Source organism: Nocardioides panacihumi (assembly GCF_039530925.1).
Taxonomy (GTDB): domain Bacteria; phylum Actinomycetota; class Actinomycetes; order Propionibacteriales; family Nocardioidaceae; genus Nocardioides; species Nocardioides panacihumi.
The window spans coordinates 588950-601205 of the sequence record NZ_BAAAPB010000001.1; the positions used below are offsets into that span (position 1 = coordinate 588950).

At 68.0% G+C, this 12256-nt stretch carries 14 protein-coding genes; 4 read left to right on the forward strand and 10 right to left on the reverse strand.

Annotated features, from left to right (window positions below):
- Positions 1 to 24: 24 nt before the first annotated feature.
- From mftC to ABD205_RS02820, 4 genes are all read right to left on the reverse strand, one after another.
- On the reverse strand, positions 25 to 1260 hold the full coding sequence (mftC, locus tag ABD205_RS02805) for a mycofactocin radical SAM maturase (protein WP_344042185.1): 1236 nt from the start codon (positions 1258 to 1260) through the stop codon (positions 25 to 27).
- A complete protein-coding gene (gene mftB / locus ABD205_RS02810; protein ID WP_344042187.1) occupies positions 1257 to 1529 on the reverse strand; it encodes a mycofactocin biosynthesis chaperone MftB in 273 nt (90 codons plus the stop codon). The genes mftC and mftB overlap by 4 nt, the downstream gene beginning before the upstream one ends.
- 21 nt (positions 1530 to 1550) lie before the next feature.
- Positions 1551 to 1649: a mycofactocin precursor MftA gene (gene mftA, locus ABD205_RS02815; RefSeq protein WP_344042189.1), complete on the reverse strand. Its 99-nt coding sequence runs from the start codon at positions 1647 to 1649 to the stop codon at positions 1551 to 1553.
- A gap of 109 nt (positions 1650 to 1758) precedes the next feature.
- Positions 1759 to 2199 (reverse strand): acyl-CoA thioesterase, encoded by a 441-nt coding sequence (locus ABD205_RS02820; protein WP_344042191.1) that lies wholly within the window; start codon positions 2197 to 2199, stop codon positions 1759 to 1761.
- A gap of 528 nt (positions 2200 to 2727) precedes the next feature.
- Between ABD205_RS02820 and mobF the strand changes: the two genes are divergently transcribed.
- On the forward strand, positions 2728 to 5361 hold the full coding sequence (gene mobF, locus ABD205_RS02825) for a MobF family relaxase (RefSeq protein ID WP_344042193.1): 2634 nt from the start codon (positions 2728 to 2730) through the stop codon (positions 5359 to 5361).
- 245 nt (positions 5362 to 5606) lie between these two features.
- Here the strand turns inward: mobF and ABD205_RS02830 are convergent, their stop codons facing one another.
- Positions 5607 to 6161: a helix-turn-helix domain-containing protein gene (locus ABD205_RS02830; protein WP_344042195.1), complete on the reverse strand. Its 555-nt coding sequence runs from the start codon at positions 6159 to 6161 to the stop codon at positions 5607 to 5609.
- A gap of 104 nt (positions 6162 to 6265) precedes the next feature.
- On the opposite strand from ABD205_RS02830, the gene ABD205_RS02835 reads away from it, so the two are divergent.
- Together ABD205_RS02835 and ABD205_RS02840 are read left to right on the forward strand one after the other, a co-directional pair.
- On the forward strand, positions 6266 to 6493 hold the full coding sequence (locus ABD205_RS02835) for a helix-turn-helix transcriptional regulator (protein ID WP_344042197.1): 228 nt from the start codon (positions 6266 to 6268) through the stop codon (positions 6491 to 6493).
- Between the two features lie 57 nt (positions 6494 to 6550).
- Positions 6551 to 7690, forward strand: a complete 1140-nt coding sequence (locus ABD205_RS02840) for a tyrosine-type recombinase/integrase (RefSeq protein WP_344042199.1) — start codon at positions 6551 to 6553, stop codon at positions 7688 to 7690.
- A 37-nt stretch (positions 7691 to 7727) separates the two neighbouring features.
- On the opposite strand, the gene ABD205_RS02845 is transcribed toward ABD205_RS02840, so the two are convergent.
- The 3 genes from ABD205_RS02845 to ABD205_RS02855 all read right to left on the reverse strand — a co-directional run bounded on the left by ABD205_RS02845 (position 7728) and on the right by ABD205_RS02855 (position 10602).
- Positions 7728 to 8498 (reverse strand): hypothetical protein, encoded by a 771-nt coding sequence (locus ABD205_RS02845; RefSeq protein WP_344042201.1) that lies wholly within the window; start codon positions 8496 to 8498, stop codon positions 7728 to 7730.
- A complete protein-coding gene (locus ABD205_RS02850; protein ID WP_344042202.1) occupies positions 8495 to 9382 on the reverse strand; it encodes a HipA domain-containing protein in 888 nt (295 codons plus the stop codon). Before ABD205_RS02850 ends, ABD205_RS02845 begins: the two co-directional genes overlap by 4 nt.
- A gap of 284 nt (positions 9383 to 9666) precedes the next feature.
- Entirely contained in the window at positions 9667 to 10602 is a 936-nt protein-coding gene (locus ABD205_RS02855; protein WP_344042204.1) for a 1,4-dihydroxy-2-naphthoyl-CoA synthase, read from the reverse strand.
- 58 nt (positions 10603 to 10660) lie between these two features.
- On the opposite strand from ABD205_RS02855, the gene ABD205_RS02860 reads away from it, so the two are divergent.
- Positions 10661 to 11122, forward strand: coding sequence for a nitroreductase family deazaflavin-dependent oxidoreductase (locus tag ABD205_RS02860; protein WP_344042206.1), 462 nt, complete (start codon positions 10661 to 10663; stop codon positions 11120 to 11122).
- Between the two features lie 256 nt (positions 11123 to 11378).
- Here ABD205_RS02860 and ABD205_RS02865 read toward each other — a convergent pair whose 3' ends face one another.
- A complete protein-coding gene (locus tag ABD205_RS02865) occupies positions 11379 to 11993 on the reverse strand; it encodes an ACT domain-containing protein (RefSeq protein WP_344042208.1) in 615 nt (204 codons plus the stop codon).
- Positions 11994 to 12066: 73 nt separating this feature from the next.
- Positions 12067 to 12255, reverse strand: a complete 189-nt coding sequence (locus ABD205_RS02870; RefSeq protein ID WP_344042210.1) for a DUF1918 domain-containing protein — start codon at positions 12253 to 12255, stop codon at positions 12067 to 12069.
- Position 12256 lies beyond the last annotated feature (1 nt).

The following is a 12256-nucleotide window of genomic DNA, read 5'->3' on the forward strand; positions in this document are numbered from 1 at the left end:
GCCGACGCGGAGTTCTGTGGTGGGTCAGTTCGGGCTGAAGCCCGCGAGCGGGCTCTCGGCACAGGCACTGATCGGCGGCGCATCGGCGCCCGAGCCGACCTCAGCGTCGGGCCGGCGCCGCGACAGGGTGAGCAGAACGGGTGCGTTGCGGGTCGGTGCGGTGCGGGAGTGGTCCTGGCTCGGCGCCGGCAGAGTTCGGGTACCAGCCAACGCCAGCTCGCCGTACCCCTGCACGCACTCCGGATCGGGACCGTCCAGCGCCAGTCCGGTGAAGAACTTCGCCGCCATGCAGCCACCCCGGCAGCCGTCGAAGTGGGCACACGAGGAGCAGGCGCCGCCGGTCTGTGGAGAGCGCAGGTCGGCGAACAGCTCCGAGGTCTGCCACACGCTCTGGAAGCCACCATCGCGCAGCAGGTTGCCGGCCAGGAAGTTGTCGTGGATCGCGAACGGGCACGCGTAGACATCCCCGATCGGGTCGATCAGGCACACCACCCGGCCGGCGCCGCACAGGTTCAGACCGGGCAGGGCCCCACTGCCATCAGTCGGGCCGAAGGCAGCGAGGTGGAAGAACGAATCCCCCGTCAGGACGCCGTCGCCATGGGCGACGAGCCAGTCGTAGAGCTCGCGCTGCTGATGCGGCAGCGGGTGCAGCTCGTCCCACACGTCCGCGCCACGACCCGACGGGCGCAGCCGAGTCAGTCGCAGCGTGGCGCTGTAGGAGTCGGCGATCGCCTTGAAGTCGTCCAGCTGGCCGATGTTCTCCCGGGTGCAGACCACCGACAGCTTCGCGTCGGAGAAGCCGGCCTCGTGCAGGTTGCGCAGCGCCGCGATCGCGGTGTCGTAGGACCCCGGCCCACGGACCCGGTCGTTGACGTCGGCGGTCGCACCGTCCAGCGAGATCTGGACATCGACATAGCCACCGCAGGCCGGCGATGCCAGCCAGGCGGCCCTCTCGGGCGTGAGCCGAACGCCGTTGGTGGAGAACTTCACCCCGACCTGGTGGTTCACGGAGTACTCGACCAGGTGCCAGAAGTCCGGGCGGATCGTGGGCTCCCCGCCGCCGATGTTGACGTAGAAGACCTGCATCCGCTGCAGCTCGTCGATGACCGCCTCGCACTGCTCGGTGCTCAGCTCCCGCGGGTCACGCCGGCCGCTGGATGACAGGCAGTGCGCGCACTCCAGGTTGCAGGCGTAGGTCAGCTCCCACGTCAGGCAGATCGGGGCGTCCAGGCCCTGCTCGAAGTGCTCGATCAGCTTCATGCCACACGCTCCACGATCATGTCCGTTGCTGCCAATCCGTCAAGGGCGGCGAGGTAGGCGGCGTACTCCGCCTCGGCGACACCGGCCGCGGCCAAGGCAGCGCGCACGTCCGGCCCTCCGCCCAGCGCACGCACCACCCGCACCAGGGCCGGCGTCTTGAGGAAGGTCAGCTTCCGGTTGCCGAAGTGGTAGGCCAGCGCGCCGAACGGCTCCGGCCGCAGCGCCACCGACGACGAGAGCGACCACGCGCCCTCCAGCGTGACCTTCATCGAGTCCATCTCCTCGAAAGGTCAGTAGACGCCGCACATGCCATCGATCGAGACCTCTTCGATGAGGTCCTCGACGAGGACGGTGTCTTGCGGCCCGGCGTTCTCGGTCTCGGGGCTCATTGGCCACTCCTTTCCTGGGATCGAGCGACCCAAGTTAGGAGGACGAAGACGCGGCGCTCGGGCCCCAGCCCGAATCACGCCCAGTTGGGTGGTCCGGATGGGGGCGCGATCAACCCTGGGCGAGGACTGGTCCCTCGAGGAAGCCGGCAAGCACGCCGCGCTCCTGGACACTCAGCGGGCGCGGTCGCGAGTGGGACAGGTCGTACGGCACCATCACCGTCGCCGCGCGGACATAGACATCGTTGGCGTCCGCTGGCATCCCGGGCCGGTCCTTCACCTCGTACGCCAGTTTGAACGACCGAGCACCGAGTTCGGTCACCCACATCTCGACGATCACGGGTTCCGATCGGTAGCGGAGCGGCCGCAAGTAGGTGATGTCATGCTGAGCGACGACTGACACCGGGATGCCACCCTCGGTCGTTTCCGCTTGCTTCTGCGCGAAGTCCATCCGCGCCTCTTCCAGATAGCGCAGGAAGGTCACGTTGTTGACGTGACCGTATGCGTCCATGTCGAACCAGCGCACGGCACAGCTATGGGTGTGGCGAGCCACGGCGATCTCCTGTTCTTACCCGAGATGGAGGCGAAGGAGTCAGCACTCTCACCCGAGTTCAAGTTCGAACGTGCACATTGCCGCGCGGATATGTCGCTCCCGATACGTGAATGTTGCGACGGGAAGACGCTGCGCCCGCGGGCCGTGACGCCGCTCACGACGGCCGTCGTCAGGCGATGAACCATCCTCTGAGTGGCGAAGACCCGACGCGTTCGGCACCGGACCACTCATGGCGGGCGGTAGAGGCTCGCACAGCCAACCCACGCCGCCCTCTGCGCCCACCAGGACACCCCAACCGTCACCCGGTCGACCGCTCCAAGCACCGAAGACGATTGGTTCCTTTCGACGACGGGAATCTCGCCTCAGACTTCTGCTCCCAACACCCCCATCAAGCCGGGACGCATGCTACGAATGACGTAGATGGGCCGCCCTTGATCGGGCGGCCCACGCGGCATTTCTGGGGCATCCGTTGGTTGTCGACGGACGCGTTAGAACTCGGGTTTCGGGGTGGTCGGCGTGCATGGCGGGGTGAAGTTCTACCGAGGCGCAGCGAGAGCTGCGCGTGCGTATGTGGAGCGCGACCGGTCCCGTGCGGACGACTACTACCTGGCCGAAGGCACCGGGGTCGCGACCCGCTACATCGCGGGCGCCGATCATGTCGCCCAGGCGGGCAGCCTGACGGGCGATGCCTACGAATCGTGGGTGGCCGGGATCGATGTCGCGACCGGCAAGCCGAAGGGGCGGCTGCGCGATGATGCGAAGGCGTTGAGGTTCGTCGAGGTCGTCGTCAACGGCCCGAAGACCTGGTCCCTCGCGGCGGCGCTGCACCCCGAGATCTCGACCGCGCTGGATGCCGCTCAGGATCGGGCTGCGGAGCAGATCATCGGGTGGGTGGCCGCCCACGCCACGACCCGGGTCGGGCCACGTGGCCGGCAGGTCCAGGTGCCCGTCGAGCAGATCGAGGCCGCGGTCATCCGGCACTACACCTCGCGTGCCGGTGACCCGCACCGCCACCTCCATCTCCAGATCAACGCCCGGGTCCGGGCCGCCGGCGCCTGGCGGGGCCTGCATTCGGTCGGGGTGCGCGACAGCATCGAAGCCATCAATGGCATCGGTCACGCCGCCGTCATGGCCGACCCTCGGTTCCGGGCCGTTCTCGCCGCGCACGGCTACACCCTCGACGCGGTCTCCGGCGACATCGAGCAGCTGGCGCCCTTCGTCGGGGCGTTCAGCGCCCGGGCCGTCCAGATCGGTCGCAACCTCGACCGCTACGAAGCCGCCTGGCGCCGCGAGCACCCCGGAGAGGAGCCCGGGCCACGGCTGCGGGCGGTCTGGGGACGACGGGCGTGGGCCGAAGCACGCCCCGACAAGATCGTCCCGACCGACGGTGCCGAGCTCGTGGCCCGGTGGAACGACGAGCTGCGCACCTTGGGTTATCGCGACCCCGTCCGGCCCGCGAGGGTGGATCCGGTGCCGATCGGTCGGATCGACCGCGACGCCGCCGCGGACTGGGTCATCGGCCAGCTCGAGGCGAAGCGCTCGGCCTGGAACGCCGCCGACCTCCGCGGCCACGTCGAAGTCCTCATCACCCAGCTCGGCGTGGTCACCGATGCTGCTGTTCGAATCGAGCTGGCCGAGGACATCACCGCCCGCGCCGTCAGCCGCTGCACCCGCCTGCTCCCCCGCGCCGATGTACCCGAGCATGTCCGGGCGCTGACCTCGGGCCGGGTGCTGGAGGTCGAGACCGAGATCATCCACCGCCTCAGCCGCCGAGCCCAGCACCCCGCCCGGAGCCTTCGCTCTCGCCCCGGATCGCTGACCGGTCTCGACCCCACCCAGGCCCGCGTCGCCGGTGCGCTGGCCGGCGACGGAGGTCTGCTGGTGATCGAGGGAGCGGCCGGAGCTGGGAAGACAACCACCCTGCGAGCGGCACGGGCCCTGCTCGCACGACGCCGACACCGGTTGATGGTGGTCACACCGACACTGAAGGCCGCGCAGGTCGCCGCCGACGAGACCGGCGCCGCCGGGCACTCCGCGGCCTGGCTGATCCACCAGCACGGTTGGCGGTGGGACGACAACGGCCACTGGACCCGGCAACCCGAGCCAACACCAGGCCCGGAGGGTCGCCTGCGGCCAGGAGACCTGCTGTTAGTCGATGAGGCCGGCATGCTCGACCAAGACACCGCCCGCGCACTCCTCATCATCGCCGACGAGGCCGGAGCCCGCATCGCGCTGGTCGGGGACCGCCACCAGCTCCCCGCCGTCGGCCGCGGCGGCGTGCTCGATCTGGCTGCCGCCTGGGCCCACCCCACCGCCCGGCTCGACCTCAACCGAGTTCACCGGTTCGGTGACCCCGACTACGCCGCCCTGAGCCTGAAGATGCGAACCGGCCAGGACGCCGGCGAGGTCTTCGACGAACTGGTCCGCCGCGGACAGATCGTCCTCCACCCCTCCGAGGTCGAGCGCACCGAGGCTCTAGCCGAGATCGCTGCCGCCTCCTCGAGGAGCAGGGCCCCGCTCGTTCTCGCCCACAGTCGAGAGCAGGTCCGCGAGGTGAACGCGGCCATCCGCGACCGCCGCAACAGGCAGACAGCGGAGGGCGACTGGGCGGTCACCACAGAGCGAGGCGAGCAGATCGGGCTCGGCGACCGAGTCGCGACCAGGCGCAACGATCCCGATCATGGCGTGGCGAACCGGCAGACCTGGACCGTCACCGCGATTGGCGCGGACGGCTCCCTCCTCCTCCACCGACCCGACATTGGTCACGGCGGTGATCGAGTCGTGCCGGCCGACTATGTCCAGGCTCACGTGGAGCTCGCCTACGCCACCACGGTGCACGGCGCACAGGGTGAGACCGTCGACGAGGCCCACGTCGCCATTGAAGAGACCACCGGAGCCGCGACCACCTACGTCGCCATGACACGTGGCCGGCACGTCAACGTCGCGCACCTGGTCGCCGAGAACGTCCCGGAGGCCAAGGAACAGTGGGTCGGAGTCTTCAGTCGCGATCGTGCCGACCTCGGCCCCACCCACGCCCGCGGCCTAGCAGTCGATGCCATCGACAGATACGGACCTGATGCCCGTCGCCGCCACGCCCCACCACCGCTGCCCACCCCGCGCCGACACGAGATGGGCCCCTCCGTCCCCACGCTCGGTCTCTGAACCACGCCGCACCATCCGGGCAGCGACCGTCCAAGACATCCAGTCGCAGCCAAGGACGTTCATCGGCGGCCACGAACGTCCGAATCGTCCCCGCCCCGTAGTTGCGACGTCGCGGCCTCCTCCGCCCAATGGAAGGACAGGGCCAACGTCCTGTCTCGACACTGGGAATGAGGCCCGATGCAGTGAATCACCGAAGCCGTCGCCCGCGAACCTCCGAGCCCGAGCCCGGGCCTGAGCCCCCGGGTCTAACCGTCGTCCGGTTCCACCGCGATGTCGCGGACCGGATCGCCTCGACCGTTCACGCTCTCGATGAGCGGCGCCCACGCTTCCCGGATCGGTTTGGGCAGCTTCAGCTGGCGCCAGGCGTCGACGAGCAGTGCCCCATCGACTGCCTGCTCGATCATCTCCGGCATCCCGTAGGTCAGCAGGAGCGAGTAGAACCCGATCCGGTCCTCACGCTTCGACATGTCCCACACGGGCTTCCCACCCACACCGGGAAAGTCCCTCAGCCGCATCCTCGCGAAGCACATCGGTGGCGGAATCGACCACAACCGGTCCGGCACGAAGAACACTCGGTCCTCCGAGAGCATCTCGTAGAAGAACTGCACCCGCGGCACGACCGCCAGATCCGCTCCCGCAGCCGAGACGAGACGCTCCACGACCGCCAGCGTCGGCGACTTCCGGCCACTCTCGTACTCCGAGATCGACGACTGCGCGGTCCGAGCAGCATGCGCCAGCTGCTGTTGCGACATCCCCGCTGCGCGCCGCGCGAACTCGATGATCGAACCCGTTATCGGCATTCATCGATTATCACTGAAGATCGATTGGGGAGCCATGCGCACCTCCCGCACGAGACCAATCTCCACCGCCGACACCCGGCGCCATCCACCCACAGGAGGACACCATGACCGCAGAGCCTCACACTCCCGCCAACCGCAACCCCGGGGACGAGATGCTCACACTTCAAGAGACGTGCGCACTCCTCCGCGTCCCCGAAGGCACGCTCCGCTACTGGCGCCACCTCGGCTGCGGACCCCGAAGCTTCAAGGTCGGCCGCCACGTCCGCTACTGGAGGACCGACGTGATCCTCTGGCTTACCGAGCAGACCAACCACTCACAGGATCGCCGCTGACGTCTCGGCATTTGTCTACCGGCGCGGGAGCATCGTCATCTCGGAAGGAGCATCACCATGGCCGGAAACATCGCCAAGCGCCCGAACGGCAAGTGGCGGGCGCGCTATCGCAACGAGGCCGGGCACGAACGCGCCCGGCACTTCGATCGCAAGATCGACGCCCAGCGCTGGCTCGACCAGATCGCGTCGACCGTCCTGACGGGCACGTACGTCGACCCTGGCGCCGGCAAGCTCACCTTCAGGCAGTTCTACGACGATTGGTCGGAGCGCCAGCTCTGGGTGCCAGCAACCCGCGCGAACGCCGACCTGGCTACCGGCTCCGTGCCGTTCGCTGACCTCCCGATGAAGTCGATTCGCCGGTCTCACGTCGAGACCTGGATCAAAGGCAGGGCGGCCGAGTGGGCGCCGACGACTATCAAGACCCGGTTCGTGATCGTCCGCTCAGTGTTCCGAGCGGCGGTCGCGGATCGGGTCATCGCCACCGATCCGTCGATCGGCGTTGTCCTGCCACGGCGCCGCAAGACGGAGGCGGCGATGCGGTTCCCCGGCGTCGAAGAGGTCGGTGAGCTGCTGTCCCATGCCGATAGCTCACGTGTCTCAAGCCGGAAGGGCTTCCGTGCGTACGTCGCTCTCTGCGCCTTCGCGGGCCTACGGAAGGGCGAGGCGGCCGCCGTTCAGGTCGGCGACATCGACTTCCTCCGCCGCCAGCTCACCGTGTCCCGGCAGTTGCAACGGGATGGATCGACGTACGTTGTCCGGCCGCCGAAGTACGGCTCCGAGCGCGTCGTCTTCCTGCCCGACGACCTAGTGACGATCCTCAGTGAGCACGTCGCTGTGCATCTCCCCGACAGCGAGCCAGACCGCTGGCTCTTCACCGTGGGCGACGACCCGATGTACGACAACGCGATCACCTGGCGATGGCGCGCGACTCGAGCGGCTGCAGGCCTCAGCCATGTCCGCCTCCACGATCTGCGGCACTTCTACGCGTCCGGGCTCATCGCCGCAGGATGCGACGTCGTCACCGTGCAACGGGCGCTCGGTCACGCTTCAGCGACGACCACCCTTAACACCTACAGCCATCTCTGGCCGACAGCTGAAGACCGAACGCGAGCCGCTGCCGCCGACCTCATTCATCAGGCACTGAAAGCGAATGGTCGAGCCGATGGTGAGACCCCACGATCTGCTGTCCCGCACTAGGCACAGAGCGAGCACACGGCGTCTCGGTCGCCGCCTTCTAGTCTGCAGCCCGCTCGACAGTCTCCCAGTCCGAACCGGCGAACAGAGGCTGCCCCGTTGAAAGCTGGCCACGAATACGGGCGAGAAGCCGAAAGTGGAAACCGACCTCGGGACCGTTGGCACGCTCGACGGCGAGTTCACATCCGCTGAGCGCTTGCACGACATCGATCAGCGGATCGGGCAACCAGCCGAGGGTGATTGCATCAGTGTCCGTCACCAACTGAGCGCGAGGGTTCACCGGGTTGTCCATCTCCGCGCGCAAGAGTAGGGGCTCACCGACTCCCAGTTCCGTGATGCGCGCTTGATGCGCCTCGGGTAGATGCCGAACACCGTGTGCCAGGAACGTGAAGGACACGACATCGCCTGGTGAGGCCACGGGAGCAGGAAGCAACTCGATGGTGTCGCCAACGCGCTGCCCGTGCGAACGGACCAGAACTTCGAAGGGCGCGGCATCTGCGGGTAGCCCCAACGCGTCCAGCGAAGTTTGGCGGTCGGGCCTGCGGGACGAGATCACCCGCTCAGCAAAGAGCGGGAACAGGGTCGCTGAATGCATCGGCCCTTCGGTGGCGCGAGCGAGGCCGGGGAGTGGGCGGAACCCTTCGCGTTCGATCTCGCGCCGGAGGTACGCAAACGAGAACCCGTCCCCCGAGTAGGTCAGGAAACCCACCGGCCGGTAGCGCCGGGCCTCAGAGTCACGGACTGTGACCATCAGGCGGCTAACTGTCTCCGTTGAAGTCGCGGCCGCCGTCTCCATGACCGAGGAACTCATGACGTCAGCCTCCTTCGATTGATGTCTAGCAACGTACATAGGAAGGTACGGCGCTCCGCCGACATTCCTGGGATGCCGCCGATCAACTCTTCAACCCTTGCTGCTGGAACCGAGGCTAGTCGCTCCTGCCAGTCAGTTGCCCGACCACCTGCGCGGGCAGCCGCCTCGAGCGCAAGATCCACAAGCGGGACCTTGGCTCCGTTCTCGAAGCGACCGGCGAATCCCCGCATCGCGTAGGCCTCCGGCGACGTCGCGTCCAGTCTCGGATCTTGCGTTCCGGAGGCAAGCGCGCTGCCGTGGTCAAAGGACGCAGCCAGGGCTTGCCGTCCGTCTTGCTCGCAGGTCAGGACACCCCAATTGATCGCATGCCGATCTGTGTTCGCGATCCACGCGTCGAAAATCAGATACCCGGCGAAGACCTCGATCGCGGGCCACTCTTCGCAACTGGTGCCTGGCGGGCCAGACGCTTCTGCCAGCACCTTCGCGATGTTGTCGAGATTGTGGCCGATCCGATTCGGCGGACGGTCCTCGTTCGCACAAGTCAGGTAGCCGTCGAACTCCGAGAGCATTGTGTCGCCGGACTCCATCGACCACCCGTCGGGGGTGACGTTAAGCGAGATGATCCCCTCGTCGACTTCGCCCCGCGCAAGTTCGACGCGCGCGGACGGCAGGTCAATGAGGGTCGCGAGTTCGGCCGCGAGCTTCTCCGACCAATCGTCATACCGTCGATAGCTGGCAGTCTTGATCGGCTTGAAGAGCCACCAGTGAGTTTGGCTTCGCGCAGTGACGCCGTCAGGCGGCACTACCCAGTCCTTGGCGTCGAGACCACGGGCCTCCTGGCTCACGACAGGCCAGGTCGAGATATCCCAGATCTCATAGGTCACAGCCAACAGCCCCTACCGTGCAGGGCGCTTGGTTGGCCATGGCCTCAGCGTATTGGCTCAGCTCCAGGCGCTTCGGCATCAACCTCGACACGAGACATCCACGTCGTGACTCCGTCTCTGGCGAGGTCATCGTCCAGCGCTCAACCCGACGTGGCCGGGGCCGCCCGCATCTGATCGCCAACGCAAACGACGCGTGTCGGCTCGCGGCACGTCGGCCAGAGAATGCGGACTGTATGCGGACTGGATGACCTCAATCTTGGATTGACCTGCGAAAACAGTCCGAGTCAGTAGTACCAGGGATACGGCGACCAGTCGGGCTCGCGCTTCTCCAGGAACTGGTCGCGGCCCTCCTGCGCCTCGTCGGTCATGTACGCCAGCCTGGTCGTCTCGCCGGCGAAGAGCTGCTGGCCGACGAGACCGTCGTCGAGCAGGTTGAAGGAGTACTTCAGCATCCGCTGCGCGGTCGGGCTCTTGCCGTTGATCGCGCGGCCCCACTCCAGCGCGACCTTCTCGAGCTGCGCGTGGTCGACCACGCGGTTGACCGCGCCCATGCGGTGCATCGTCTCGGCGTCGTACTCCTCGGCGAGGAAGAAGATCTCGCGGGCGAACTTCTGCCCCACCTGCTTCGCCAGGTACGCCGACCCGTAGCCACCGTCGAACGAGCCGACGTCCGCGTCGGTCTGCTTGAAGCGGGCGTGCTCGCGGCTCGCCAGCGTCAGGTCGCAGACGACGTGGAGGCTGTGGCCGCCGCCGGCCGCCCAGCCGGGTACGACGCAGATGACGACCTTCGGCATGAAGCGGATGAGCCGCTGGCACTCCAGGATGTGCAGCCGGGCGAGCTTGGCCCTGTCGATGGGGTTCGGCGGCGCGCCGGCGTCGTCGTGGCCGTCCTCCTCGTACTGGTAGCCCGCCCTGCCACGGATGCGCTGGTCACCGCCGGTGCAGAACGCCCACTTGCCGTGCTTCACGCTCGGCCCGTTGCCGGTGAGGATGACGCAGCCGACGTCGGCGGAGGTCCGCGCGTGCTCGAGGGTGCGGAGCAGCTCGTCGACGGTGTGGGGGCGGAAGGCGTTGAGGACGTCGGGCCGGTCGAACGCGATCCGCACCGTGCCGTGGGCCTTCGCCCGGTGATAGGTGAGGTCCGTGAGGTCGTCGAAGCCGGGCACGACGTCCCAGTCCTCCGGGTCGAAGATCTCGGACACTCCCTCGATGGCGCTCATGGGGCGTCACGCTAGCGGTCGCTGGAATACGCACCGCTCGCCTGGTCTTCTGGAAAGCATGACCGATCTCCTCGAAGGCAAGTACGAGCCCAGCACGCAGCAGTGGGTCCGCGACCAGGTCGACCTCTACGAGTCGACCGGCGGCAAGGAGGGGTGGCACCTCCGCGACCGCGAGGACTGGCCGATCGTCGTGATCACGTCCGTCGGCGCCAAGTCCGGCGCCCTGCGCAAGAACCCCGTCATGCGCGTCGAGCACGACGGCGCCTACCTCGCGGTGGCGTCCATGGGCGGAGCGCCGCAGCACCCCGTCTGGTATCACAACTTCCTCGCCAACCCGGTCGTCCAGGTCCAGGACGGCCCCGAGCCCGGGCTCTACAAGGCCAGGCTCATCGACGGCCCCGAGTACGACGAGTGGTGGGACCGCGCTGTGGGCGTCTACGAGCCGTACGCCGAGTACAAGCCCCGCGCCGAGGCCGCCGGCCGGACGATCCCGCTGTTCGTCCTCGAGCCGGTCGACTGACCGCGTCGCCGCCCCGCCGCCGCCGCCGCCGCCGCCGCCGCCGCCGCCGCCAAACTGTCACCGTGACACTTTGCGCGGTCGGTGACAGTTGCGAAGTGTCACCGGTGCCGCAAACTGTCACGGTGACACTTTGGCGAGTGCCACGGTGACACTTTGGCGAGTGCCACGGTGACACTTTGGCGAGTGCCACGGTGACACTTTGGCGAGTGCCACGGTGACACTTTGGCGAGTGCCACGGTGACACTTTGGCGACGGGTCAGGGGCGGGCGATCGAGGCCGCGAGGCTGACCAGGTGACCGAGCCGGGCGAGCTCGGAGTCGAGGAACTCAGGCCCGCCGCGGCGGCCGATGACGACGATCTCGTTGCCGTCGATGCGGGCGCCGGCGTACAGGCTCTCGTCGTCGGGGTCGCCGTCGACGTCGAGGCGGCAGGCGTGCTCGATGTCGGTGAACGGCAGGTCGGTGGGCGCTGACTCGGTCACACCGATGAGGCCGTTGACGCGGTGGATGCGCACGGCCCAGTCGGCCCGGAAGGTGTGCGGGAGCACGTCGACGAGCTGGGCGAGGGCTCCCTCGGGGTCCTCGGTGAGCGCTTCGACGGCCTCGAGGTCGAGGAAGAGGTTGCCGCCGCCGGCGTAACGGCTGATCCAGATCACGTGTACGCCGTCCAGGGCGTTGCACGCCGAGACGATCGAGTCGGGCATCGAGCCCGGCGCCGTCTCGAGGATGACGTCGTCGACGGCGGTGCCCCGGTGACCCTTCTCGACGATCTCGATCGCCTCGATGTCACCGCCCGCCTCACCGATCGCGCTCGCCAGCCGCCCCAGCGAACCGGGGACGTCGGGCAGCTCGACACGCAGCAGGTAAGGCACCCGATGACCCTAGCGGGCGTTTGTTGCCACGGCACTTCGTCTCCGGGTCATGGACCCGACTCTGATGACGTGGTCAGCCGTGCGTCGGCACGACGTGCGCGTCCGGACCTGGATAGACCAGGCCCTCGTGGCCGTCGGCCCAGCGGACGACGTACGGCGGCCCGCCGTCGTCGCCGCGCACCTCCATCACCTCGCCCTCGCGCCGGCCCTCACCGACGGTGTGGCCCTCGACCATCAGGTGGTCCCCCACGTTCGCGTGCATC

Bases quoted from the DNA above. Each gene is read 5' to 3' on its own strand.
- mftC (WP_344042185.1), bottom strand. From the start codon at position 1,260: ATGAAGCTGATCGAGCACTTCGAGCAGGGCCTGGACGCCCCGATCTGC.
- mftB (WP_344042187.1), bottom strand. From the start codon at position 1,529: ATGAAGGTCACGCTGGAGGGCGCGTGGTCGCTCTCGTCGTCGGTGGCG.
- mftA (WP_344042189.1), bottom strand. From the start codon at position 1,649: ATGAGCCCCGAGACCGAGAACGCCGGGCCGCAAGACACCGTCCTCGTC.
- ABD205_RS02830 (WP_344042195.1), bottom strand. From the start codon at position 6,161: ATGCCGATAACGGGTTCGATCATCGAGTTCGCGCGGCGCGCAGCGGGG.
- ABD205_RS02835 (WP_344042197.1), top strand. From the start codon at position 6,266: ATGACCGCAGAGCCTCACACTCCCGCCAACCGCAACCCCGGGGACGAG.
- ABD205_RS02840 (WP_344042199.1), top strand. From the start codon at position 6,551: ATGGCCGGAAACATCGCCAAGCGCCCGAACGGCAAGTGGCGGGCGCGC.
- ABD205_RS02845 (WP_344042201.1), bottom strand. From the start codon at position 8,498: ATGAGTTCCTCGGTCATGGAGACGGCGGCCGCGACTTCAACGGAGACA.
- ABD205_RS02855 (WP_344042204.1), bottom strand. From the start codon at position 10,602: ATGAGCGCCATCGAGGGAGTGTCCGAGATCTTCGACCCGGAGGACTGG.
- ABD205_RS02860 (WP_344042206.1), top strand. From the start codon at position 10,661: ATGACCGATCTCCTCGAAGGCAAGTACGAGCCCAGCACGCAGCAGTGG.
- ABD205_RS02870 (WP_344042210.1), bottom strand. From the start codon at position 12,255: ATGCACGCGAACGTGGGGGACCACCTGATGGTCGAGGGCCACACCGTC.